Raw genomic sequence first — 25,741 nt, 5'->3', positions numbered from 1 at the left:
TCAAAATACACTGTAAAACAAGCAATTAATAATTACAATTATTTTTGATTATTTTTAAGCTGTGATAGATTTCACATCTTTTTATTATTAAATTCAAAACATATTTATTATATAAAATCGACTTAAAAAAACACGAAACTAAAGCTAAAAACATTCCATAATTTAACCTCAAAATGATAATTAATAACCACACAAAAACGATTTTTTCTATTTTAATTTTACTAACTTTTATTCAATGTAAATCCCCGGCTTATAAAATGAATTACCAAGAAAATTATCTTTCGGAAGCAGATAAAGCAATTAAACAATATACAATTCCACCTTATCTTAAAAAAGGTGATTCAATAATGATTGTTGCTCCAGCGGGTTTTCTAACCGACTCAACAGAAATTGATCAGGGAATCGAGCTTGCAAAAAGTTGGGGGCTTAATATTAAATTAGGCAAAAATCTTTTCAAAAGGCACAACCATTTTGCTGGAACAGACCTTGAAAGACAAAATGATATGCAAGAAGCTTTAGATAATAAAAACATTAAAGCGATCTGGTGCTCCAGAGGAGGCTATGGAACTGTTAGAATTGTTGATCAATTAAACTTTTCAGCTTTTAAGAAAAATCCAAAATGGATTATTGGTTATTCAGATATTACTACTCTTCACGAACAAGTTCATAGATTGGGATTTGCATCTATCCACGCTACAATGCCCGGCGGAATGAGACGAGCTACACCTGAAGCCAAAGAAACACTTTATAAATCTTTGTTTGGTGAGGATTTAAGTTATGAGGTAACTACTAATCCACTCAATAAATTAGGTACAAGTAAAGGTGTTCTTATAGGCGGAAATCTTTCGATTATTATGTCGATGTTAGGTAGTAATTCTGACATTGACCCAAAAGGCAAAATTTTATTTATCGAAGATGTTGGTGAAGATTTATACCGAGTAGACAGAATGATGTATACGCTGAAAAGAAATGGCTTCTTGAAAGATTTAAAGGGAATTATCGTTGGCGATTTTGATTATAAAACGGAAGAAAATATTTTGTTTGGCGGAACACATCGTGAAATCATTCTAAATGCTGTAAAAGAATATGATTATCCAGTAATTTTCGATTTTCCGGCAGGACATATCAGAAACAATCATGCGCTGATTTTCGGTAAAAAAGTTAAGTTAGAATCTAATGCAACATCCGTAATTATTTCGTACAAATAAATAAGCCTTTAAAAAACATTTTTAATTTAAACTAGATTGATTTTCTGAATAAAATTTTGATTAACTTTAAAATCAAAATAGGATTCATATGCAAAATCTACCAAGAAAAGTAAGAAGCAAAAAATTAAATTCAAGAGTTGATTTAACCGCAATGGTCAGCGTGTCTTTTTTGCTGATTATATTTTTTATGGTTGTTGGGGAATTATCGAAACCGAAATCTATGGGTTTGAGTTTGCCTGATAAAGAAGGTGGTTGCGGAGAATCTCGCGGATGCATAGATAGTAGTAGATTATATACAATTCTTCTAGATGAAAACGACAAAATAGTTACTTATTCTGGCCTACTACCATATAATGATGAAGCGCCAAAGAGATCTGAATACGGTAGAAACGGAATTAGAAAAGAAATATTTATACATAAAAAATCAGTGGACGAGAGAATGATTTCTGTTGGAAAACCTAAAAACAGTGTAATTGTTATCATAAAACCCACTAAAAGCAGTAATTTGAAAAATTTGATTGATATATTGGACGAAATGAAAATCAATAATATAGACACTTACGCTATTGTTGACCAATTTACACCAGAAGAAGAGAAACTGCTAGCCTCTAATTAATAAATTAATGCTTATGCAAAATCTACCAAAAAAAGTAAGAAGCAAAAAATTAAATTCAAGAGTTGATTTAACCGCAATGGTCAGCGTTTCATTTTTGCTGATTATATTTTTTATGGTTGTTGGAGAATTGTCTAAACCAAAAAGTATGGATTTGAGTAGAAATGATTGTTGTGATTGCCCTATTCCACACTATGAGGAAAATAGATCGATAACCGTTATGTTAGGTGAAAATGATAAACTAATATATTATATGGGAATTTTAAGTTCTCCCATAATTGCTCCTAAAGAAATTAAATATGGTAAAGATGGAATTCGCCAAGAATTACTAAAAAGAAATAAAAGTATGCTTGAATATTCTGCTGCTTTAGGAAAACATGGAAGAGGAATTTCAGTAATTATAAAGCCAACCAAAAAATCTAACTTCAAAAATTTAGTTGACATGTTAGACGAAATGAAAATTGCCAATATAGATTCTTATTCAGTTGTACCTGAATTTAGTCCCGAAGAGTCAAAATTAATAGCTTCAAAATAATTCCGAAATGTTTGTCATTCTGAGGAACGAAGAATCACAACAGTAACTCAACAAAGATTGACGATCTTGCATGCGGAAATTCTTGTGTTATTCTTCGTTCCTCAGAATGACACAAAATCTTCTTTTGAAAACTTGTGCCCTAGCCCTGATCGAAGCGGCATCCTTTTTCTGGCTTCTTTAGCCAGGAAAAGATATAGCGAAGAGCAGGAAATAGCTTCTAATTTAAATAGAAATAACAATTTTAAAAATTCCAAATTCCAATTATAACAAGGTTCTCGACTCCGCTTGAACTGACAAACTTGAAACTTGAAACAAAGAAAACCTGAAACAAAAACGCACAAAAAAAGTCCCACAGTAATGTGGGACTTTCTATTTATAAAAAAGCTAAGAATTATTTTTTCTCAGTTTTTTCCATTTTAGCTTTTAAAGCAGCTAATACATCATTGTTGTCACCTAAAGTCGCAGCTGGTGCGTTTGTAGATGCAGATGCAGTAGTTTCAGCAGCAGCTTTCACGTTTTTCTCTTCTTCTTCACGGAAGATAGCAGTGTGAGAAGCAACTACTCTTTTGAATTCTTTGTTGAATTCGATTACTTTGAAATCAGCAGTATCACCTTTTTTCAATTTCTTTCCGTCTTCTTTTTCAAGGTGACGAGTAGGAATGAAAGCAACGATATCATCTCCGAATTCTACAGTAGCTCCTTTGTCAACGATTTCAGAAATTTCACCATTGTGGATAGTTCCTACAGCGAAAGAATCTTCGTATTGATCCCAAGGATTAGCAGTAGTTTGTTTGTGACCTAAAGATAATTTACGTCCTTCAACATCTAATTCTAATACAACTACATCAAGTTTCTCACCAACATTTACAAATTCAGATGGGTGTTTGATTTTCTTAGTCCAAGAAAGGTCAGAAATGTAGATTAATCCATCAATTCCTTCTTCTAATTCTACGAAAATACCAAAGTTTGTAAAGTTTCTAACGATACCTGTATGTTTAGAACCTACTGGGTATTTAGAAGTAATATCAGTCCATGGATCTTGAGTCAATTGTTTGATACCTAATGACATTTTACGGTCATCTCTATCTAAAGTTAAGATAACAGCTTCAACAACATCTCCAACTTTTACGAAATCCTGAGCAGAACGTAAGTGAGTTGACCATGACATTTCAGAAACGTGGATTAAACCTTCAACACCTTCAGCAACTTCGATGAAAGCACCGTAATCAGCGATTACAACTACTTTACCTTTTACTTTATCACCAATAGTTAAATTAGCATCTAAAGCATCCCATGGGTGAGCGTTTAATTGTTTCAATCCTAATTGAATTCTTGTTTTCTCATCATCGAAATCAAGGATTACAACGTTTAATTTTTGGTCTAATTCAAGAACTTCACTTGGGTGGTTGATTCTACTCCAAGAAAGGTCAGTAATGTGAATTAATCCGTCAACACCACCTAAGTCAATGAACACACCATAAGAAGTAATGTTTTTAACAACACCTTCTAATACTTGTCCTTTTTGTAATTGACCGATGATTTCTTTTTTCTGTACTTCAATATCAGCCTCGATAAGCGCTTTATGAGATACAACAACGTTTTTGAATTCGTGGTTGATTTTTACCACTTTGAATTCCATCATTTTGTTTACATATACATCGTAGTCTCTAATTGGCTTAACGTCAATTTGAGATCCTGGTAAGAACGCCTCGATACCGAATACGTCAACGATCATACCTCCTTTAGTTCTACATTTAACAAAACCGTTAACGATTTCTCCAGTTTCATTAGCTGCAATAACTCTATCCCAAGATTTGATAGTACGTGCTTTTCTGTGAGATAATACTAATTGACCTGTTTTGTCCTCACGGATGTCGATTAATACTTCAACTTTGTCACCTACTTTTAAGTTTGGGTTGTAACGGAATTCATTTAAAGAAATAACACCTTCAGATTTAGCATTGATATCAACGATAACGTCTCTATCTGTAATTCTAACAACAACTCCTTCAACTACTTCTTCTTGATCTGTAGCGATGAAAGTTTTTGATACTAGTTCTTCAAACTCTTGTAAGTTTTTCTCATCTACTGCATCAATTCCTTCTTGGAAGTTGTGCCAGTTAAAATTTGCTAAAAACTCTTCTTGTGATTTTAATTGTTCAGACATGCTGATAAAAAATTTGTATTCTGTTTTTCTCGAGTTTCTCCATGCGATAGAAAATACAGAAGTTGTTTTACATAAATGGTTGATACCTAAAGGAAACTCTTCTCTGCCAAAAGGTTTGCAAAATTACTACAAATATTTGGACTTACAAAATAATTCCGAGTTGATTATCAGTGAATTGTTTAGAAGCAGAACTTTTTAGGTTTTTCGAGACGTGAAGTCCCGCTATCCGTTGCAATCTTTTATGTCCGCCGCGGCGGACACAAAAGGATTTCCACTTCTATCGGGGCTAGATTAGAAAGTCTCGTTTTCATAAGAACCTTGAAAAACGAAACCCGACAGGTTTTGAAAACCTGTCGGGTTTAATTCCGATTATTATCTAAAAATCTTAATGACTCAAATTCTCAATCTCCTTCGGATCATGTTTATGTTTAAATAAAACAGCAAAAGCTATTGCAATGACCAAAGCATAAGCCGCAAACGACAACCAGATCGTATGCCAGTCCTTCATTAAAATTGGGTTAGCAAAAATTCCGTCTGCAGAAACTGAATTCCCTTGACCTTTTACAAATTCTAACATTTTAGAGTTTGTTGTATCTGTTTGTAAAAATCCTGCCAATTCAGTTGTATTAGCAAATGATTTTGTAAAGAAACGATCAATAGCCCAGCCAGATGTCAAACTTCCTAAAACAGCTCCTACTCCATTCGTCATCATCATAAATAATCCTTGCGCAGAAGAACGAATTTTAGAATCAGTATTGCTTTCTACGAATAATGAACCTGAAATATTAAAGAAGTCAAATGCCATTCCATAAACAATACATGATAAAATAATCATCCATAATCCTCCAACAGGATCACCAAAAGCAAATAATCCGAAACGTAAAACCCAAGCCAACATACTAATCAACATAACTTGTTTAATTCCGAAACGTCTTAAGAAAAACGGAATCGCAAGAATAAACAAAGTTTCAGAAACCTGAGAAATCGACATAATAATAGTCGAATATTTGATTACAAATGAATCGGCATATTTTGGAAAATGCTTAAATTCATCTAAAAACACATCTCCATAAGCATTTGTCAACTGAAGTGCTCCTCCTAAAAACATAGAAAAAACAAAAAACAAAGCCATTTTATAATTAGCAAATAACTTAAAAGATTCTAAACCAAAAGTTTCAATCCAGGTTGCATTTTCTTTAATCAATCGCTGTGGCTCACATTTTGGCAATGTAAAAGCGTAAACTCCCAGAATTAAAGCACCAATTCCTGCAATATAAAATTGATATTCTGTTGCTTTACTTCCACTTAAGTTTGTAATCCACATCGCAACAATAAAACCAATTGTTCCCCAAACACGAATTGGCGGAAAATCTTTAACGATATTTTTATTGTTTAGTTTTAGTGAAGTATAAGATATTGAATTACTTAAAGCGATTGTTGGCATATAACAACACATTGCCAAAAGCATTACAATAATAAAAGTGTCTGGTGTTGTAACCTGTGCAATTCCAAACAAAACTGCTGCATAAAGAATATGAAGAGCGCCGTATAATTTTTCAGCATTAATCCATCTATCTGCAATAATACCTGTAAGTGTAGGCATAAAAAGAGAAGCAATTCCCATGGTTCCAAAAACGAGTCCAAATTGAGTTCCTTCCCAGTTTTTTGTCCCAAACCAATAATTTCCTATTGTTATAAGCCAGGCTCCCCAAACAAAAAATTGAAGAAAGCTCATTATAATCAATCTGTTTTTAATCCCCATATGATAAAATTGTCTTTAAAATAAAAATGAAGCGGTAAAACTAACATTTAAAATAATATCTGCAAAAAATTACGCCGTTTTTACAACATCATTTACTAATTCTAAAACAGCAGCAAACTGTTCTTCTTTATTTAAGTAAGAATTATCTATTTCAATTGCATCGTCGGCAATTACTAATGGAGAATCTTCACGGTGCGTATCCATATGATCGCGGTCAACAACATTTTTCAAAACTTCTTCATAGGTTACGTTATCACCTTTTTGCTGCAATTCATCAAAACGTCTTTGTGCGCGGGTTTCGGCACTAGCAGTCATGAATATTTTAAGTTCGGCATCTGGAAAAACTACAGTTCCTATATCTCTTCCATCCATCACAATACCTTTATTTTTTCCCATTTCCTGTTGTTGTTCAACTAACTTAGAACGAACTTCAGAAACAGCAGCTACCGCACTAACAAAATTAGAAACCTCAATTGTTCTAATTTGCTTTTCAACATTTTCACCATTCAAATACATTTCAGCAAAACCTAAATCAGCATTGTATTTAAATTCTAATTGAATTTTCGGTAAAGACTCAATTAAAGCATTTTTATTAAAAGAATCAGCATCAATGAATTGATTTTTCATTGCGAAATAAGCCACTGCGCGGTACATTGCACCAGTATCAACATACACATATTCAAGCTCTTTTGCTAATTGTTTTGCTAAAGTACTTTTTCCAGTTGATGAAAATCCGTCGATTGCAATTGTAATTTTTTTCAATTTTGTATTTTTAAATTTTATTATTTCAGACTCCACAAAACAGCATTTTGAGAATCAGTTATTTACTTAGAAAGCCTTGATTATTCTAATGTTTTCAATAACAATTAAATAATTTTAAGCGCTGCAAATGTAATTATCTTTCTCTTTATTCTGAAGATTTATAACACTTATAAACTAATTTAATCCAATAAATTCTAAACAAAAAAAAACTTTTCATCATCGAAAATCAAATTCATCTCGATCATAAAAAGTTTTATCCTTTTAATTTTATTTATTGCTGTTTTTTAATAGTAAATATCCATAAGGATATTTGTTTTTGAATTATCAATTAACTTTTGAATTCTTTTAAAAAACTCTTCATTTACCATTGGACATCCATGGCTGTTGCTGATATAATAATCCTGTTCTTGCAATGGAACTGCCGAATAAGCATGCAATACAATAGCACGTTCTAAAGCTTTATTATTAGTTTCATCTAAACCTGCTAATCTATAAGCTTTTCCAAAAATTCCTTTATATGTTTTTCCAACTGAATATCTGCCTAAGGCTGTACAATTAGAATTTGGCATATTGCTGAATTTCAGCATGCCTTTAATACCTGTTTCAGAACCAGAACCGTGTGCTACCAGACCTTGATCTATAACTTCGTTCTTTTCTAAATCATACACAAAAAAACGATTTTTTCCAGAAGGAACTTTCATATCAATCAAAAATGCAATTTTAGAATTGTATTTTGGATCATTATTAATCATGTTTTTTATGTCTGTTATTCTGCTGTTGATTCTTTCGATCTCGACATTGGTTATCGTAGATTCATCTTCATTGAAAAAGTGTTTAGCTCCCGTAAAAACACTCACAGTCATGAACAAAAATAAAGTAAATATTTTCATATTATTACTGAAAATTTAAAGTTAAACCAAAAAGACTTGTATTAGCCGCCAATGTATACCTTGAATAAGAATAGTTGAATTTTAATTTATTCATTCTTAAGCCAAATCCTAATGAAACTCCCGAAAAATTGCGTTGTTCATCAATTCGTAATTCTTCGCCTCTTCTAAAATTATATCCTAAACGCAAATTAAATGCTCTTTGTGGAAAAAGCTCCACACCAAAAACGACATGCCTTAAGGCATTATTTGCAAACGAGATTTTCTCGTTAGTTGTTGATCCATCAATATTGGTTTCTCCACGAACGGGGTTCGAAAAAGATATGTTCCATTGCTGCAGATTTTCTAATGAAAGATGCCAGCGAAGCGGTACATGCTCTAATTCTTGCGAGATACCAGCAATAATTTCAAAGGGCAAATTCTCCTTTATTCCTGAGTAAGTTGTAAATTGAGTTCCAATATTACGAAATACTAGGGCCAAATTTACATTATTTTTTTCAATTTGATACATAATTCCCACATCAATTGCTCCACCAATGGAATTATAACTTTCTAAAGTCGAAGTTATTAGCTTCCCATTTACTCCAATATGAACATCTGTGTAAGGAATATTATATGCGTATCCTAGTGTAAGAGCGCCTTCACTTCCTGTAAAATTTGATGTTGCCTGGCCATTTTCATCGTAACCTTCAAAACTGCCATAATTCACATAACTCACGCCTGCATAAAAGGTTTGAATATGTCTGTCATACGTATAAGCATACGAAGCGGTTCCATAAGATGCTTCTCCATAATAACTTCCATAATTTATAGCAAGATGATTGTCCATATCTTCATTTAATACTGCCGGGTTAAACATCACCTGATTTACATCATCATCATAAATCGTAATATTTTTTCCTCCTAACGCTGCCTGCCTTGGCGAGGATGTCAAATTGAGGAATTGATAGGTGTAGCGCCCTCCAACTTGCCCGAAAGAAATCGAGCAGAGTAACAACATTAAAAATGAACCAAATCGTTTGAACATGTTTTTGGGGCGATTCCTATATGGGAATAACGCAAATACAAAGATAAAATTATATAACGTAAAAAATAATTTTTATAACTACCTATTAATCAATATTTATACCACAATTTTTAATTCCATATATCATATTTGTACATAAAAAAAATCCCAAACTCCAATAATAAAATTGGAATTTGGGATTTTAAAGTATTGAAATTTTAAATTGACGTTTATTTCAATTGCTTAGCATTTTTTACGCTTTGATCTGTTAAAGCCAACGCCAAAACTTCGCTCATTTCTTTTACATAATGAAAAGTAAGCCCTTCTAAATATTCAGCTTTAATCTCATCAATATCGCTTTTGTTTTCGTGACATAAAATAATTTCTTTGATACCGGCTCTTTTTGCAGCTAGGATTTTTTCTTTAATTCCGCCTACAGGTAAAACTTTTCCACGAAGTGTAATTTCTCCAGTCATGGCAAGGCTTTTCTTCACTTTTTTCTGCGTTAATAAAGAAACCAAAGAAGTAAGCATAGCAATACCAGCACTTGGCCCATCTTTTGGAGTTGCTCCTTCCGGTACATGCAAGTGGATATTGTATTTTTGGAAAATTTCTGTACTTAAACCTAATTTCTTCGCATTAGCTTTAATATATTCCAACGCAATTGTTGCTGATTCTTTCATGACATTTCCAAGATTTCCTGTAATTGTCAATGAACCTTTTCCTTCAGAAATTAATGATTCAATAAATAAAATATCACCACCAACGCTTGTCCAGGCTAAACCTGTTACAACTCCAGCAATATCATTATTTTCGTATTTATCGCGCTCCAATCTTGGCACACCTAAAACAGTTACAATATCTTCATCTGTAACTTTTTTATTGTACTCTTCTTCCATCGCTACTGCTTTTGCTGCATTACGAATTACCTGAGCAATTTTTGTTTCGAGATTACGAACACCAGATTCACGCGTATAACCTTCAACAATTTTTTCTAATTGTTTTTTACCAATTGTCAAATCTTTTGAAGTTAATCCGTGTGCTTCAAGTTGTTTTGGAAATAAATGTCTTTTTGCAATTTCAACTTTCTCTTCAATTGTATAACCTGACATTTTAATCACTTCCATTCTGTCACGCAATGCTGGCTGAATAGCAGCCATATTATTTGATGTCGCAATGAACATTACTTTAGACAAATCATATCCCATTTCAAGGAAATTATCGTAAAAAGCATTGTTTTGTTCCGGGTCTAAAACTTCTAATAAAGCAGAAGATGGATCACCACTGTTTCCGTTCGAAAGTTTATCAATTTCATCTAAAATAAAAACAGGATTTGAAGTTCCCGCTTTTTTCAGACTTTGAATAATTCTTCCTGGCATTGCACCGATATATGTCTTTCTGTGTCCGCGAATTTCTGCTTCATCACGTAAACCTCCTAATGAAATACGTACATATTCACGCCCTAAAGCTTCAGCAACAGAACGACCAATAGATGTTTTACCAACTCCCGGAGGTCCTGTTAAACAAATAATTGGCGATTTCATGTCATTTCGCAATTTTAAAACTGCCAAATGTTCAATCATTCTTTTCTTAACTTCATCAAGTCCAAAATGATCTTTATCTAATATTTTCTGAGCATGTTTCAAATCGAATTTATCTTTAGAATATTCGCCCCAAGGCAATTCTAAAAATAATTCTAAATAATTACGCTGAATTCCGAAATCTGGTGATTGCGGATTCATACGGCGCATTTTAGACAATTCTTTTTCGAAATGTTTCTGCGTTTTTTCGTCCCATTTTTTGGTTTTCGCCTTTTGTCCCATTTCGTCCATTTCCTCTTCTTGCGAAACGCCACCCAATTCTTCCTGAATGGTTTTCATTTGCTGATGAAGGAAATACTCTCTTTGTTGCTGATCTAAATCAAAACGAACTTTTGACTGAATATCGTTCTTCAACTCTAATTTTTGAAGTTCGACATTCATATAACGTAAAGTTTCTAAAGCACGTTCTTTTAAACCATTTATCGATAAAAGACCTTGCTTTTCTTTTACAGATAAATTCATATTTGAAGAAACAAAATTGATTAAAAACGATTGACTTTCAATGTTTTTAATAGCAAATGTAGCTTCAGATGGAATATTTGGACTTTCTTTAATAATCTGAATCGCTAGTTCTTTAACAGAATCTAAAATCGCTGTAAATTCAGTATCATTTTCACCAGGACGTTCTTCTGAAACTTCCTTAATGGTAGCTGTCATGTAAGGCTCTTCAGAAACTACTTCGTCTATTTCAAAACGTTTTTTTCCTTGCAAGATAACCGTAACATTTCCGTCAGGCATTTTTAAAACGCGCAGAATTCGGGCTACAGTACCAATTTTATGAATATCATCTTTAGACGGATCTTCGTCTTCTTCATTAATTTGTGAAACTACTCCAATGATTTTTCCGCCAGCGTTGGCATCATTAATCAGTTTAATAGACTTGTCTCTTCCTGCTGAAATTGGAATAACAACACCTGGAAATAAGACAGTATTACGCAAAGGTAAGATTGGCAGAGAAACCGGAAGTTCCTCATTATTCATTTCTTCTTCGTCTTCGGGAGTTAATAAAGGAATTAATTCTGCTTCAGAATCAAATTCCTGAAGTGACAGATTGTCAATAGTAAGTATTTTATGATTTGACATAATAATATATAAGTCGTTTTGTCATTAAATGATTAATACAACTTGTAAATAAAGCCTGAAATTCATTGTTTTCTAATAAAAACAAACTAAAACTTAATTTACAAGATACATCTTATAAAATAGACAATCACTATGCCAAGAATGGAATGTAGAATATCTATTTAATTAGCCAAACTAATAAAATCAAATTGTATTACCAAAAAAAATCCGCACAAGGCGGATTTTAAGCGAGTTCATAAATTATTATAAACCTTCTATATCTATATCAAAAGATCCTGTAATTGTCTTTTCATCATTTATACTAAAATTTTGAACGACCAAATCAAAAGTCCCCACTAGTTTTGTTGCTGTTTTTGAAACAATTGTGATTGAACCTGATTTAGATGTATATAAATAATCATTTATTTTGAAAGTACCTGCAATAACATTTACCAGAGCGCCACCCGTATTCGATGAATTAGTTGAAACCTGATAAGTTCCAGCTCCATATGATTTATTAATACTCAAACCAACACTTACACTACCATCATTCTTTTTTCCAACTATACTATAATATGGATTACTACCAGATGCACTTACAGCAGTTACATCAACTTTGTCATTAATAAAATCAACTCCATTTACTTTTGCCTTCAAAATTTGATCTGAATCATCTGCAGGAATGTCTTCTGTGTAAGGCACATTTGTAAAAGTACCATTTGTAACCACTTTAGTTTCAGTTGAACCATTATCTGTCTCTCTAAATCCTGTAAATTGAAAAGTTCCTGAAATTGTTTTTTTTGTTTTATCTACCGCAGTAATTTTAATTATTGCAGTATCAGTATAATTTTTTACTTCCAAAAATGCGGCATCTTCGTTTGAAGCACTAATAAATCCATATCCATCAACTTTTTCTGCGTAAGCTAAAACAAAACGATCTGCATTTTCTTTGCTGTTCGCCCATGTATATGTTCCTATTTTATTGCTTGGTAAAATTATTTGAATTAAATCTCCTTTTGAAGATCTAGTACCAGCTATTAATACATAGTCATTTGTTACGACAGCAGTTGTGGTATTTGCAATAAATTCTTCTCCGCCAACTTTGGCCTTAAAGATAGCCTTTTCTTCCACATTTCCGCCTCCATTTCCATTCCCGTTATTCTCAGAACCTGAAATATCACGACCATCATCAAAAGGACTGCAAGAGCTAAAAAGACTACCTATTGCAAAAAGCAAGAGAAATAAAATAGTAATTTTCTTCATATGAATTTTAATTTGTGTACAAATATAGATTTTATACGAAGAAATAAAAATCTTACACAACCTAATAATTTGAAAAAAAATAAAATTAATTTTATAGAAAGTGTAACAAATAAAAAAAAGCAAAGTCATTATAAAAAACTAGCAACCATTACTTGAGTATAACCAATCAAAATATCGAAGAATTAATCGCGCTTTGTAAAGAGAATAATCAAAAAGCCCAATTTGAAATTTACAACCGTTACAGTAAAGCTATGTACAACGTGGCTTACCGTATTGTAAAAGACGAACATTTTGCACAAGACGTCATGCAGGAAGGCTTTTTGAAAGCATTTACAAAAATAAACGACTACAAACAAGAAGTTGCTTTTGGCGCGTGGCTGAAGAAAATTGTCATCAATTACAGTATTGATTTTTACAAAAAGAATAATGCTTTTCAGGTCGAAGATCTGAGCAAAACACTTTATAAAATCGAAGAAAACGATGATTTTTATTCGGAAGCCATTGATTTTAACACTTTAAAAGTGAAACAGGTTTTAGACACTATTTTAGCGCTGAAAGACAGCTACCGAATGGTTCTGACACTTTTTTACATTGAAGGTTACGATCAGGAAGAAATAAGCGAAATTTTAAATATTAGTTATCAAAACTGCCGAACTACATTAAGCAGGGCAAAGGAAAGTTTGCGAAAAAAATTAGAGGAGATATGAAAAAGGAAAATGACAATTTAGATCAATTATTCAACAAATTTGAAAACCAATGGGATGTTCAGGAATTAAATTCAGATCATCAGGACGTTTTTTTAAATAAATTAAACAAGAAACAACCCAAAAAGAAAAATTACTGGTTTGCAGCATCAATTGCAGCAACGATAGTTTTAATGCTTGGAATAACTCTTTTTTATAAAAATGAAAAACCAAAGGAATTCAAATTTGCATCTAAAGAAACACAACGTACTGATTCTATTTTCAACATTCTAATTGATAACGAACTGGTTAAACTGAAGGAAAAAAGTTCGCCTCAAAATGAGCAGATTATCAATGATGCATTAAAACAGATGAAAGTTTTTGATGCCGACTACCAAAAAATCATTAATGAACTGCAAAAAAATGGTGAAAACAAACAAATCATTTATGCCATGATAAGCAATCTGCAAACCAGAATATCTTTTTTGCAGACGGTTTTGAAAAGAATTGAAGAAAACGAAAATTTAAAAAACACAAGCCATGAAAAAACATTATAAAATATTAATCCTGTTCATCTTGATTCCTTTTCTGGGATTCTCAAATGATGACACTGCTATTTCAAAACAAAAAAATATCAAGAAAACCTTTATTGTAAATTCGAATGCAGGAATTGACATTGATAATAAATACGGAAACATTACAGTATCAACCTGGGATGAGGATAAAATAGATCTTGACATCACAATCAAAGTTACCGGCTCAAATGAGAATTGGGTAAACGAAAAACTTAACACGATCGATGTTGATATTACGGGCTTAAAATCAATGGTTACCGCTGTTACCAAAATTGGAAATTCAACCAATAAAGGAAGAGGAAGCAGCAACAGCTTTGAGATTAATTACGTAATTAAAATTCCTAAAAACGGAACCGTAAAATTGATGAACAAGTACGGAAATATTACGACCTTAACTATAGAAGGTTCAACTGATATAAGTTGTAAATATGGAAAAGTCAATATTGGAAAACTAAACAATCAAACCAACAGACTTAATATTGAATACTGCCAAAATTCATCAATCGATTATATCAAAAACGGCACAATTGAGGCGCGTTATTCAGGATTAAAAGTAAACGATTCAGGTAATTTAAATTTTGATGCTAATTATACAGATTTAGTTGTTTCTGATTCTCAAAACATTAAATACGACTGTAGTTACGGAAATTTAAAATTTCAAAAAGTAAATTCGTTTACAGGTTCAGGAAATTATTTAACCGTTTCTGTTGCAGAGGTTTCAAACAATTTGAGCATTGATACCAATTACAGCAAAGTTAACATTGGCACATTGACTGAAAAAGCAAAAAATGTAAACATTAATTCAGGATATACCGATATTACAGTGGGTTATAATTACAATTACGCTTTCGACTTTAACATCAACACTAAATATGCTAATATTAAAAACGGCGATGATTTAGAAATCAATGTGAACGAAACTAAAAACAGTTCAAAAAATATTAGTGGCTTTCATAAAAAGAAAGGTCAGAATAAGGTAATAATTAATTCAACTTACGGAAACGTATCATTAATCAAAAAACAATAATTTTAAACAATCAAAAACCATGAAAAAAATTATTCAATCAGTAGTTTGCGCAGCATTTTTAATTGGCTTTACAGCTAATGCACAAGAAAAAATCAACGGAAATGGCAATGTTGTAACAGAAACAAGAACAACTTCAGAATATGATGCAATTAAAATCTCAGGCTTTTTTGATGTTGATTTGGTTGCTGGAAAAGAAGGAAAAATTACGATTAAAGGAGAACAAAATATCTTATCAGCAATTATTGTTGAAGTCGAAGGCAATGCTTTAAAAATTTACGCGAAGAAAGGAACCAATTTGCGTCCGAGCACAGGAAAAAAAGTAGAAATTACAGTTCCGTTTGAAAAAATATCTGAACTTAATTTGTCAGGTTCAGGTGATATTGTTACTAAATCTCAAATCAAAAATGATAAATTTTCAGCAAAATTATCTGGCTCAGGAGATATTGATTTAGATGTTGCAGCAAACTCTTTTGATTTCAGTTTGAGCGGTTCAGGAGATATCAAATTAAAAGGAAATTCAAATGACTTAGTTATTAAACTTTCCGGATCTGGCGATATTGAAGCGGCGAATTTGAAATCTAAAAATGCTAATGTAATGGTTTCAGGTTCTGGTGATGTCAAAATCAATTGCAACGAAAGTTTAACAGCAAGAGTTTCGGGTTCAGGAGATATTAAATATACTGGAAATCCTGAAAAACGTGATGTAAAAGTTTCGGGTTCAGGAAGTATTTCAAAAGCATAATTCTAAATAAAGCTCAATAATAAAAGATTTTTTTAAATCATCAAATCAAAAAACGAACTAATCATTCCTCTTTTATTATTGAGCTTTTATTTTCTTCATACTTTATTAAATAAAAAAAGAGGCGCTTAAAGCGCCTCTTTTTTATGAACTCTTCTTAAAAGGAAAATCGATGTCACGAAGAAAATTGCGAGAACAACAATTGCTTTACGCGGGCTTCCTGTTCTTTGGTCAATTATTCCATAAATACACATCCCTATTACAATTCCGATTTTCTCGGCAACATCATAAAAACTAAAAAACGAAGCTGTATCTTCTGTTTCTGGCAATAATTTTGAATAGGTTGATCGCGAAAGTGCTTGAACTCCACCCATTACAAATCCTGCAATTGTTGCCATAACGTAAAAATGCATTGGTAAAGTAATAAAATAAGCTAATGCGCAAAATACTGCCCAAATAGCATTAATAAAAATCAAAGTTGGAATATTTCCAAATTTTGCAGAAGCTCTGGAAGTGGCAACTGCACCAATTACAGCAACCAACTGAATGATTAGAATACAAATAATTAAACCAATTGTTCCCTCTTCTTTAGATGACCATTGAATTTCTTGTGCTCCAAAATAAGTAGCTACCAGCATTACAGTTTGCACTGCCATACTTGAAACGAAAAATCCGCCTAAATAACGCCTCAAGGGAACATTAACTTTCAATAAGCCCCATACTTTTTTCAATTCTTTAAAACCATTAAAGACAACATCTTTCGTTAACTTTTGACCATTTTCTTTGCTTCCTTTTGGCAAATAATAATACGTATATTGGCTAAAAAGAATCCACCAAATACCAACCATAATGAAAGAATAACGCATTGCTTCCATTGCTGTAATATGGAAAGTTTTTGGAAACATAATCATACCAAGATTAATCAGCAATAAAATCACACTACCAATATATCCCAAAGAATAACCTTTTGCACTGATTCTATCTTGCTGATCCTCAAAAGCGATATCCGGTAGATAAGAATTATAAAAAACCAAACTTCCCCAATATCCTATCAATCCTAAGAAATAAAAAGCTAATCCAACATAAATATTCCCAAGATCAAACCAATATAATCCTACGCATGACAAAGCACCTAAATAGCAAAAAAACTTCATGAAAGCTTTTTTATTCCCCACATAATCTGCAATTCCAGATAAAAATGGTGAAATAAACGAAACAACTAAAAATGCTGCCGCCGTGGTAAAACTAATTAAAGCTGAATTTTTAAGACGCATGCCGAAAACATCAATATAATGACCGCGATCCGTAAATAATGCTTCATAAAATATTGGAAATACCGCCGATGCAATAGTCAGTGTATAAACTGAATTTGCCCAATCATAAAATGCCCAGGCATTTAATAATTTCTTATCTCCTTTTGGTAGGTTTTTCATAGAAATGGTTTTGTTAATGCGCTACGAATTTATCTAATTTTTATTATAATCAAATACAAATTATTCGATTCATATATTATTAAATTATGAACTACAAAAAAAGCTACTCGAAAAACGAATAGCTAAGATTTGATTTATTCTGATATTCAGAATTTTATTTTATAGTTCCCACTTTAAGCGCAATTGCTTTAGCTTCAGGAACCAGTGCTTTTATATTAGCAATTCTTGTTGCATCTGATGGGTGTGTACTCATAAATTCAGGAGTTCCTGCCGCTCCAGATTTTGCAGACATTCTGCTCCAGAAAGCAACAGCATCTTCAGGATTATATCCTGCAATCGCCATTAAAGTCAAACCAATTTTATCTGCTTCACTTTCGTTACTTCTGCTGAAAGGAAGCATCACTCCTACTTCTGATCCAATTCCGTACGCTTGCGCAAAAATTTGTTGAGTTGCTTCAGATTTTCCACTTGTTGCTGCTCCCAAAGCTGCTCCTCCAATTTGTTGCAATTGTGCTGCAGACATTCTTTGTGCTCCGTGATTTGCTAATGCGTGTGAAACTTCGTGTCCCATAACTGTTGCTAAACCAGATTCATTTTGCGTTACAGGCAAAATACCTGAATAAACAACAATTTTCCCTCCGGGTAAACACCATGCATTAACTTCTTTATTATCAACAAGTTTATATTCCCATCGATAATCTTTCAAATATTGTGTTTGCCCTAAATAGTTTAGATATTTCTCAGCGGCCAATTTAATTTTATATCCTACTGTTTCAACAAGTTTTGCATCAGATGTTCCTGTAATAACTTTATTTTCAGTCAAAAACTGATTGTATTGCTGAAAAGAAGATGGAAATAATTCACTATTTGAAACAAAATTTAAATTCTGCTTTCCCGTTATTGGATTTGTCGCGCAGCTACATACTAAAACTGCCGTAAAAAGCCCTGTGATTAGATATTTTTTCATGATTTTACAAATTTAGCACTAACAAAAATACAACTAAATTTGATTTCACTTTTACATAATTTTCAAAAACGATATCACAATTTACTTATTCACCAACAATATGAAGTTCATTGAACTCTTTATCAATAATTAAGCAATTATTTTGTTCGAAGCTAATTTTATCAAATTCGATTTTTTCATTATCGATTTCAATTTCAGTAACTTTAAATGGAAGCCCGATTAAATTAATTTTGTACTTAGAGTACGGCGTATCATATTTCCCTTCTTTATGAAGCTGAATAATTAACTCTTTCTCTTTTCCAATAGTTCTGAAAGACAAAAAGCTATAGCGTCCTTTTTTATAATCATAACCGTCTTGTGCATCTTCATAAACTACGGACTTTTCTTTGCCTTTTTTAAAATATACGTCTAATGTCAATTCATCAAATTCTAATTCTCCAACATATTGCTGAACCGGATATTTAGGAATAATAGCGCCTGCTTTTATAAAAACTGGAATCTCATCAAATTTGGTGTCAATCCAGATTTCTCTTCCCCCTAAGAAAAGTTCATTTGTCCAGAAATTATACCACTCACCTCTAGGAATATACATTCGTCTACCTACAGCATTAGGTTCAAGAATTGGACAAACTAAAATTTGATCTCCGAAGATAAATTCATCATTGCGATAATGTGTTTGTGTATCATCCTGATCGTAATAAACCAAAGGTTTCAACATCGGAATACCCTCTTCAATATATTGCCAGAACATTGTATATAAATACGGCAACAACTGGTAACGAAGATTCACAAATTTTCGGGTAATATTAATTACTTCTTCATCAAAAGCCCAAGGTTCCTGATTTCCATGATCTCCAGAAGAATGCGTTCTGCAAAAAGGATGAAAAACGCCTAACTGAATCCAGCGTGCATATAATTCGCCCGTTGGTTGTTCCGCAAAACCTCCAATATCAGAACCTGTAAAGCCCATTCCGGAAATTGACATTCGCTGAACCTGAATATTCGCAATCCATAAATGTTCCCAGGTTGCAACATTATCCCCTGTCCATGAAGAGGTGTAACGCTGAGCACCAGAATATGCCGATCTAGTAATTACAAAAGGACGTTTTGGATAAACAAATCGTTTTACGCCATGATATGTGGCTCTTGCCATTTGGGTTCCATAAATATTATGAGCCTTTCTGTGACTGCATGGATTTCCGTCGTAAACATGGCGAACATCCATTGGGAAAGTTTTATTCGGAACCTCCATTACAGCTGGTTCATTCATGTCATTCCAAACTCCTTTGACGCCAATATCCGAAATTAACTCTTTAAATAATCCTGCCCACCATTCTCTTACTACGGGATTTGTGTAATCTGGAAAATTACATTCTCCCGGCCAAACTTTTCCTTTCATATAAGGGCCATCGGCACGTTTACAGAAATAATCTTTTTCTAAGGCTTCTTTATAAACCCAATAATTTTTATCAATTTTAATTCCCGGATCGATGATAACAATTGTTTTAAAACCGTCTTCCGCTAATTCAGCAACCATCTTTTTTGGATCAGGAAAATATTCTTTATTCCATGTAAAACATCGGAAACCATCCATATAATCGATATCCAGATAAATGGCATCACACGGAATTTTAAGTTCTCTAAATTTTGACGTAATTTCTTTTACTTTGCTTTCTGGATAATAACTCCATTTACATTGATGATAGCCTAAAACCCAAAGTGGCGGTAGTTCAGGTTTTCCTGTCAAATCTGTATAAGTTGTAACAACATCCTGCATTTGAGGACCATAAATGAAATAATAATTCATTTCGCCTCCTTCAGCCCAAAAACTAGTTACATTTCTTCTTTCCTGACAAAAATCAAAAAAGGTTCTGAAAGTATTATCGAAGAAAACTCCGTAGGATTTTTGATTATGCAATCCAATATAAAACGGAACTACTTTATAAAGTGGCTCCTGATCTTTTTGATACGCATATTGATCGGTGGCAAAATTTTCTACTCTTTTGCCTTTTAAGTTCATCTGAGTGGCTTTATCGCCAAGACCGTAAAAACATTCTCCATCTTTTGAGGATTTGCTCATTTTCACAACGTTTCCGCCATACTCATAACTTTCTTCCCAATGAAACCCAAGTTCATCCTGAAGAATTAAGCAGCTATCCAGATCATAAATTGACAGGCGAACATCAGCTTTTTTAATTTTACAAATTACTTTGCTGGTTCTGATTTCAAAATAATTTTCGTCTTCGCTAACTTGCAAAAAATTATAGCCATGCAATTGCGTTTTATCAATTGCATACGAAAAATCATTGCTAAAATATCCTTTTGTGGTAAAACGAAAACGAAGTAAACTGTCTCTAAGAACCGTGACTTTTAAAATTACATTGTTGTCAGTGTAAAAAGAAATGGAATCTCCCTCATGTTCATACGAAACTATTTTTGACGGAAATAAATTGCCTTTATGTTCTAGTGATGTATTTGTAATCATATCGCTATTGTCTTAATTATATAACTCAATCCTTACTTCAAACATACAAAAAAACTTGGTAAAGCACTATGAATAAAAGGTTTATTCACGAAAACGTTTTTTCTGAATGAGTTCTAAATTAGTTTACAAAAAATCAATAATTCGATAATTTAAAAACACAAAATTGATAAAACGACATTATTGAAAATTATACTTGAATTTCTATTCAAAAGAATAAACCGTTACGCTCAAAGGAGGTAAAATTAATTCGACTGAATAATCTCTTCCGTCATAAGGTAAATTATCAATTTTTAAAGATTCAGAATTACCAACTCCACTTCCACCATAAATTTTAGCATCAGTATTGAAAACTTCTTTTAATTTTCCTTTTTGATAAATACCAATTCTATAATTTTCCCTAATAACTTGCGTAAAATTGCAAACCACAATTAGATTTTCATCAGGATTATTTCCTTTTCGGATATAAGAAACAACAGCATTTTGATGATCGGAATAATTAATCCATTCAAAACCTTCGCCTGTGAATTGTTTTTCGTATAATGCTGGCTGATATTTGTATAGCTGATTCAAATCTGTAATTACCTTTTTAATTCCTGAATGATAATCATATTGAAGTAAATGCCAATCCAGACTTTTTTCAAAATTCCATTCATCGCTTTGTCCAAACTCCGATCCCATAAACAATAATTTTGTTCCGGGATGTGTGAACATATATCCATAAAGCAATCTTAAATTAGCAAATTTCTGCCATTCATCTCCAGGCATTTTATTAGCAATTGATTTTTTTCCATAAACGACTTCGTCATGCGAAAACGGAAGCATGAAATTTTCCGTAAAAGCATACGTCATTGAAAATGTCAAATCATTTTGATGATATTTTCTGTAAACAGTTTCTTTCTGAAAGTACTTTAAAGTATCGTGCATCCAGCCCATCATCCATTTCATTCCAAAGCCTAAACCTCCGTAAGATGTTGGTCTCGAAACCATCGAAAAAGATGTGCTTTCTTCAGCAATTGTCTGAACTCCATCAAAATTAGCATAAATAACTTCATTGAATTCTTTAAGAAAACTTATAGTTTCCAGATTTTCTCTTCCACCATAAATATTAGGTTCCCATTCACCTTCATTTCTAGAATAATCGAGATATAGCATCGAAGCTACTGCATCAACTCTTAATCCGTCAGCATGATAATTTTGAAGCCAAAAAACAGCATTACTTATTAAAAAAGCACGAACTTCATTGCGACCGTAATTAAAAACCAAACTTTTCCAATCCGGATGATAGCCTTTTCTTCGATCTGGATGCTCATATAAATGTGAACCATCAAAGAAACCTAAACCATGAGCATCATCAGGAAAATGAGACGGAACCCAATCTAAAATTACACCAATTCCAGCCTGATGCAGTTTGTCAACCAAAACCATAAAATCCTGTGGTTTTCCAAAACGAGAAGTCGGAGCAAAATATCCTGTTAGCTGATATCCCCATGAAGGATCATAAGGATATTCCATAATTGGCATGAATTCAACATGTGTAAAACCTGTTTCTTTTACATATTTTACTAAATCATCTGCCAATTCTAAATAAGTCAAAAATCGGTTATGCTCTGCTCGTTTCCAAGATCCTAAATGCACTTCATATACTGAATATGGTTTATCTAAGGCATTTTTCTCATGGCGAGATTCCATCCAATTCTTATCTTTCCAATTATAATCCAGATCCCAGACAACAGATGCCGTATGTGGCGGTTTTTCACAATATAAAGCAAACGGATCTGCTTTTTCTGTTACTACACCGTCTATATTAGATTGAATTTTGTATTTATAAAGCGAACCTTTAGACAAATCAGGAATAAAGCCTTCCCAAATTCCAGAAGAATCCCAGCGAACCTGAAGCTGATGTTCATCTTGTGTCCAATAATTAAAATCACCCACCACTGAAACCGATTTGGCTGTGGGTGCCCAAACAGCAAAATAAACTCCCTTAACTCCATTTACTTCAATTAAATGTGCTCCCAACTTTTCATACAATTTGAAATGTTTGCCAGCTTTGAATAAATCAATATCAAAATCGGTAAATAGAGAATGCGTAATTACTTTTGTCATATTTGGTTTTTAAGGCAACAATTGGATTTTTTTTATTGGATTTGAAATTTTAATATTATTCAATTCTAAAATTATCAGCGAGAATCGCACCTTTTTTAATGACAACAATACCATCTTTTATGCTGTATAATTCATTGGTAAAATTATCTAAATGTTTTCCTCCGCTAATATGAACATTATTTCCAATGCGAACATTTTTATCTACTAAAGCATTTTTTATGAAGCAATTTTCACCAATTCCAACATGAATTTTGTTTACACTTGCTTCATGATTGAGTTCGTCCAAATCTTGATAGAAATCATTCCCCATCACATAACAGTTTTCAAGAACAGTTCCAACACCAATTCTGGAACGAATTCCAATTACCGAACTTTTAATTTCTTTAGCATTGATAATGCACCCTTCAGAAATCAATGATTGATTGATGATTGAATTTCTAAATTTTGATGGCGGAAGTAATCTTGGTCTTGTAAAGATTTTATTGTCGTTATCAAACAAATTAAATTCCGGAATATCTGCTGTTAAGCCAATATTTGCTTCAAAAAATGATTCAATGTTTCCAATATCTGTCCAATATCCTTCGTACTGATAACTCAATATTTTATGTTTTCCAACGGCTTGAGGAATAATTTCTTTTCCAAAATCTTTCGTATCTGGATTCGCCATTAATTCCTCCAACAATGATTTATTAAAAATATAAATTCCCATTGAAGCCAAATATTTTTTGCCTTTTTCCTGCATTTGTTCACTTACCTCAGATTCCCATTGCGGTAATAATGAAGCGTCAGGTTTTTCTATGAAAGCTTCAATAACACTTTCGTGATTGGTTTTTAGAATTCCAAATTCTGGAGCGTCTTTGGCATTAACAGGTAAAGTTGCAATAGAAATTTCAGCATCAGCAGCAATATGGGCTTCTAACATTTCATTAAAATCCATTTGATATAATTGATCTCCAGAAAGAATTAAAGCATGATCAAAATCGTGTTTTAAAAAGTGAGACATACATTGTCTAACAGCATCGGCAGTTCCCTGAAACCATGTAGGGTTGTCTGGTGTTTGTTCAGCCGCCAAAATATCAACAAACGACTGGCTGAAAATACTAAAGTTGAAAGTATTTTTAATGTGAGCATTCAGAGATGCAGAATTAAATTGTGTCAAAACAAATATTTTAAAAATATCTGAATTGATACAATTTGAAATTGGAATATCAACCAAACGATATTTACCTCCAATCGGAACAGCAGGTTTTGATCTTGTTTCTGTCAATGGGAACAAACGAGATCCCTGTCCACCTCCTAAAATAATGGCAACTACATTTTTCTTTTTAAACTTCATTTTGCTGAATTATTAAGTTGTATATTTCGATATATTCTTGGCACACACTTTCCCAGGAATGATCTGCTGACATTCCTCTTTTTAATACTTTATTAAAACTTATTTTATCATCGTACAGTTTAACTGCACGATTTATCGAATAACAAACATCTCCAACGGAAGCCTGATCATGACAAACCCCATTTCCTTCATCTCCAAAATCAATAACCGTATCTCGCAATCCCCCGGTTCTTCTCACAATCGGAATTGTACCATATCGCATTGCATACATTTGATTCAAACCGCATGGTTCAACTCTCGAAGGCATCAAAATATAATCGGAACCTGCATAAATTAAATGTGCCAATTCTTCATTATAACCAATAAAAACATTGTAATTGCCTTTATAATCATTTCGCAATTGTGTCAATTGCATTTCAATTTCAGCATTTCCAGATCCTAAAATCAGAATATTAATATTTTCGAAATTTTCGGATAATGCCAATGCAGACGCTTGTGGTAATAAATCTCCCCCTTTTTCTTCAAATAAACGTCCAATAAAACTGAATAACGGTTTTGTTGGATCTAAATCAAATTGTTCACAAAGCTTCTCTTTATTTTTTTGTTTACCAATTTCAAAAGTTTCAATCGAATAATGATGTTCAATCATTTTATCTTTTAATGGATCCCAGACTTCAATATCAATTCCATTTAAAATTCCTTTTGATTTATTTCTAACCGAATTAAACAATGCTTCTAATCCATTTGCAGCATAATTAATTTCATTTAAATAACTAGGAGAAACCGTAGTAACAGCATGTGCACATTTTATACCAACTGCCAAAGAATTAATAGAATGATTCCACTCCAAAAATCCAACATGAATCAAATTAAATTCTGGCAAATAATGCAGTTTATCAAAACCAAACCAGCCTTGATATAAACCATTGTGAATAGTAATTACAGTTTTAACGCTTCTTAAACTTTCGTATTTATAAGCATATTTTACTAAAAAAGGAACTACTCCAGTATGATGATCATGGCAATTTATAATATCTGGAACTTTATTTCGTGCGGTAATCCAATCTAAACTTGCAATTTGAAAAGATAAAAATCGCTCAATGTCATCTTCATAACCATAAACATTTGGTCTGTCGAATAATTCCTTAATTTCAATCAAATAAAGTTCATACCCAAGCTTGTTAGAAGTCTCTTTTAAGACACTAAAAGGAAATTCAAAATTTCCCAATTTGACATTTCCCCAATGAACGCACTCAAAATCATTTTCTTTTCTGAATTTTGTATCATAACAAGGAACAACAACTCTTACCTGATGTCCAGCATTAGTCTGATATTTTGGCAATGCTCCAACAACATCGGCCAATCCACCAACTTTTGCCATTGGATAACACTCTGCACTTAAATGAAATATTTCCATCCTAAAATTAATTACAGCATTCAATATTAATTTATGATTTATTTTTTTCTAGAAACAATCATTAATATGCTACTTTTATGTTTCCTAAATTTAGGAAAAAATAAGCA

At 32.5% G+C, this 25,741-nt stretch carries 20 protein-coding genes; 7 read left to right on the top strand and 13 right to left on the bottom strand.

The window, feature by feature from the left end:
- Window positions 1-257 precede the first annotated feature (257 nt).
- From ACNFIH_RS00555 to ACNFIH_RS00545, 3 genes are all read left to right on the top strand, one after another.
- Window positions 258-1,208: a S66 peptidase family protein gene (locus tag ACNFIH_RS00555; RefSeq protein ID WP_426485027.1), complete on the top strand. Its 951-nt coding sequence runs from the start codon at window positions 258-260 to the stop codon at window positions 1,206-1,208.
- Between the two features lie 88 nt (window positions 1,209-1,296).
- On the top strand, window positions 1,297-1,824 hold the full coding sequence (locus ACNFIH_RS00550; RefSeq protein ID WP_426485026.1) for an ExbD/TolR family protein: 528 nt from the start codon (window positions 1,297-1,299) through the stop codon (window positions 1,822-1,824).
- Window positions 1,825-1,837: 13 nt separating this feature from the next.
- Complete coding sequence (locus tag ACNFIH_RS00545) at window positions 1,838-2,356, top strand: ExbD/TolR family protein (RefSeq protein ID WP_426485025.1); 519 nt, start codon at window positions 1,838-1,840, stop codon at window positions 2,354-2,356.
- 391 nt (window positions 2,357-2,747) lie between these two features.
- Here ACNFIH_RS00545 and rpsA read toward each other — a convergent pair whose 3' ends face one another.
- The 7 genes from rpsA to ACNFIH_RS00510 all read right to left on the bottom strand — a co-directional run bounded on the left by rpsA (window position 2,748) and on the right by ACNFIH_RS00510 (window position 12,866).
- A complete protein-coding gene (rpsA, locus tag ACNFIH_RS00540; RefSeq protein WP_426485024.1) occupies window positions 2,748-4,523 on the bottom strand; it encodes a 30S ribosomal protein S1 in 1,776 nt (591 codons plus the stop codon).
- Between the two features lie 385 nt (window positions 4,524-4,908).
- Window positions 4,909-6,285, bottom strand: a complete 1,377-nt coding sequence (locus ACNFIH_RS00535; RefSeq protein ID WP_426485023.1) for a nucleoside permease — start codon at window positions 6,283-6,285, stop codon at window positions 4,909-4,911.
- A 69-nt stretch (window positions 6,286-6,354) separates the two neighbouring features.
- Window positions 6,355-7,047, bottom strand: a complete 693-nt coding sequence (gene cmk / locus ACNFIH_RS00530; protein WP_426485022.1) for a (d)CMP kinase — start codon at window positions 7,045-7,047, stop codon at window positions 6,355-6,357.
- A gap of 284 nt (window positions 7,048-7,331) precedes the next feature.
- Window positions 7,332-7,937: a murein L,D-transpeptidase catalytic domain-containing protein gene (locus tag ACNFIH_RS00525; protein WP_426485021.1), complete on the bottom strand. Its 606-nt coding sequence runs from the start codon at window positions 7,935-7,937 to the stop codon at window positions 7,332-7,334.
- A gap of 4 nt (window positions 7,938-7,941) precedes the next feature.
- Entirely contained in the window at window positions 7,942-8,961 is a 1,020-nt protein-coding gene (gene porQ, locus ACNFIH_RS00520) for a type IX secretion system protein PorQ (protein ID WP_426485020.1), read from the bottom strand.
- A 209-nt stretch (window positions 8,962-9,170) separates the two neighbouring features.
- Complete coding sequence (gene lon / locus ACNFIH_RS00515) at window positions 9,171-11,624, bottom strand: endopeptidase La (protein ID WP_426485019.1); 2,454 nt, start codon at window positions 11,622-11,624, stop codon at window positions 9,171-9,173.
- Between the two features lie 243 nt (window positions 11,625-11,867).
- The gene (locus ACNFIH_RS00510) at window positions 11,868-12,866 is read right to left on the bottom strand and encodes a DUF6252 family protein (protein WP_426485018.1); all 999 of its coding nucleotides are present in this window, start codon (window positions 12,864-12,866) and stop codon (window positions 11,868-11,870) included.
- 152 nt (window positions 12,867-13,018) lie between these two features.
- Between ACNFIH_RS00510 and ACNFIH_RS00505 the strand changes: the two genes are divergently transcribed.
- Genes ACNFIH_RS00505 through ACNFIH_RS00490 form a run of 4 tightly spaced genes read left to right on the top strand, consistent with a single transcriptional unit; the run spans window position 13,019 to window position 15,893 of the window.
- A complete protein-coding gene (locus ACNFIH_RS00505; RefSeq protein WP_426485017.1) occupies window positions 13,019-13,573 on the top strand; it encodes an RNA polymerase sigma factor in 555 nt (184 codons plus the stop codon).
- Window positions 13,570-14,106 carry an anti ECF-type sigma factor gene (locus tag ACNFIH_RS00500; protein ID WP_035643441.1) on the top strand — a complete coding sequence of 179 codons (537 nt, stop codon included), beginning with the start codon at window positions 13,570-13,572 and terminating at the stop codon, window positions 14,104-14,106. Before ACNFIH_RS00505 ends, ACNFIH_RS00500 begins: the two co-directional genes overlap by 4 nt.
- Window positions 14,090-15,151 (top strand): hypothetical protein, encoded by a 1,062-nt coding sequence (locus ACNFIH_RS00495; protein ID WP_426485016.1) that lies wholly within the window; start codon window positions 14,090-14,092, stop codon window positions 15,149-15,151. Before ACNFIH_RS00500 ends, ACNFIH_RS00495 begins: the two co-directional genes overlap by 17 nt.
- 19 nt (window positions 15,152-15,170) lie before the next feature.
- Window positions 15,171-15,893, top strand: a complete 723-nt coding sequence (locus ACNFIH_RS00490) for a head GIN domain-containing protein (protein ID WP_426485015.1) — start codon at window positions 15,171-15,173, stop codon at window positions 15,891-15,893.
- Between the two features lie 125 nt (window positions 15,894-16,018).
- Here ACNFIH_RS00490 and ACNFIH_RS00485 read toward each other — a convergent pair whose 3' ends face one another.
- From ACNFIH_RS00485 to ACNFIH_RS00460, 6 genes are all read right to left on the bottom strand, one after another.
- Window positions 16,019-17,323, bottom strand: a complete 1,305-nt coding sequence (locus tag ACNFIH_RS00485; protein WP_426485014.1) for an MFS transporter — start codon at window positions 17,321-17,323, stop codon at window positions 16,019-16,021.
- Window positions 17,324-17,477: 154 nt separating this feature from the next.
- Complete coding sequence (locus ACNFIH_RS00480; protein WP_426485013.1) at window positions 17,478-18,290, bottom strand: M48 family metallopeptidase; 813 nt, start codon at window positions 18,288-18,290, stop codon at window positions 17,478-17,480.
- 85 nt (window positions 18,291-18,375) lie between these two features.
- Entirely contained in the window at window positions 18,376-20,775 is a 2,400-nt protein-coding gene (locus ACNFIH_RS00475) for a glycoside hydrolase family 31 protein (RefSeq protein WP_426485012.1), read from the bottom strand.
- A 201-nt stretch (window positions 20,776-20,976) separates the two neighbouring features.
- Window positions 20,977-22,881 carry a 1,4-alpha-glucan branching protein GlgB gene (gene glgB / locus ACNFIH_RS00470; RefSeq protein ID WP_426485011.1) on the bottom strand — a complete coding sequence of 635 codons (1,905 nt, stop codon included), beginning with the start codon at window positions 22,879-22,881 and terminating at the stop codon, window positions 20,977-20,979.
- A gap of 55 nt (window positions 22,882-22,936) precedes the next feature.
- Complete coding sequence (locus ACNFIH_RS00465; protein WP_035643426.1) at window positions 22,937-24,217, bottom strand: glucose-1-phosphate adenylyltransferase; 1,281 nt, start codon at window positions 24,215-24,217, stop codon at window positions 22,937-22,939.
- Window positions 24,207-25,634, bottom strand: a complete 1,428-nt coding sequence (locus ACNFIH_RS00460; protein WP_426485010.1) for a glycogen synthase — start codon at window positions 25,632-25,634, stop codon at window positions 24,207-24,209. The genes ACNFIH_RS00465 and ACNFIH_RS00460 overlap by 11 nt, the downstream gene beginning before the upstream one ends.
- Between the last annotated feature and the right edge of the window lie 107 nt (window positions 25,635-25,741).

The sequence above is a fragment of the Flavobacterium sp. 2 genome (assembly GCF_049949195.1).
GTDB lineage: Bacteria > Bacteroidota > Bacteroidia > Flavobacteriales > Flavobacteriaceae > Flavobacterium.
This window is presented reverse-complemented; position numbering and strand designations above follow the sequence as displayed.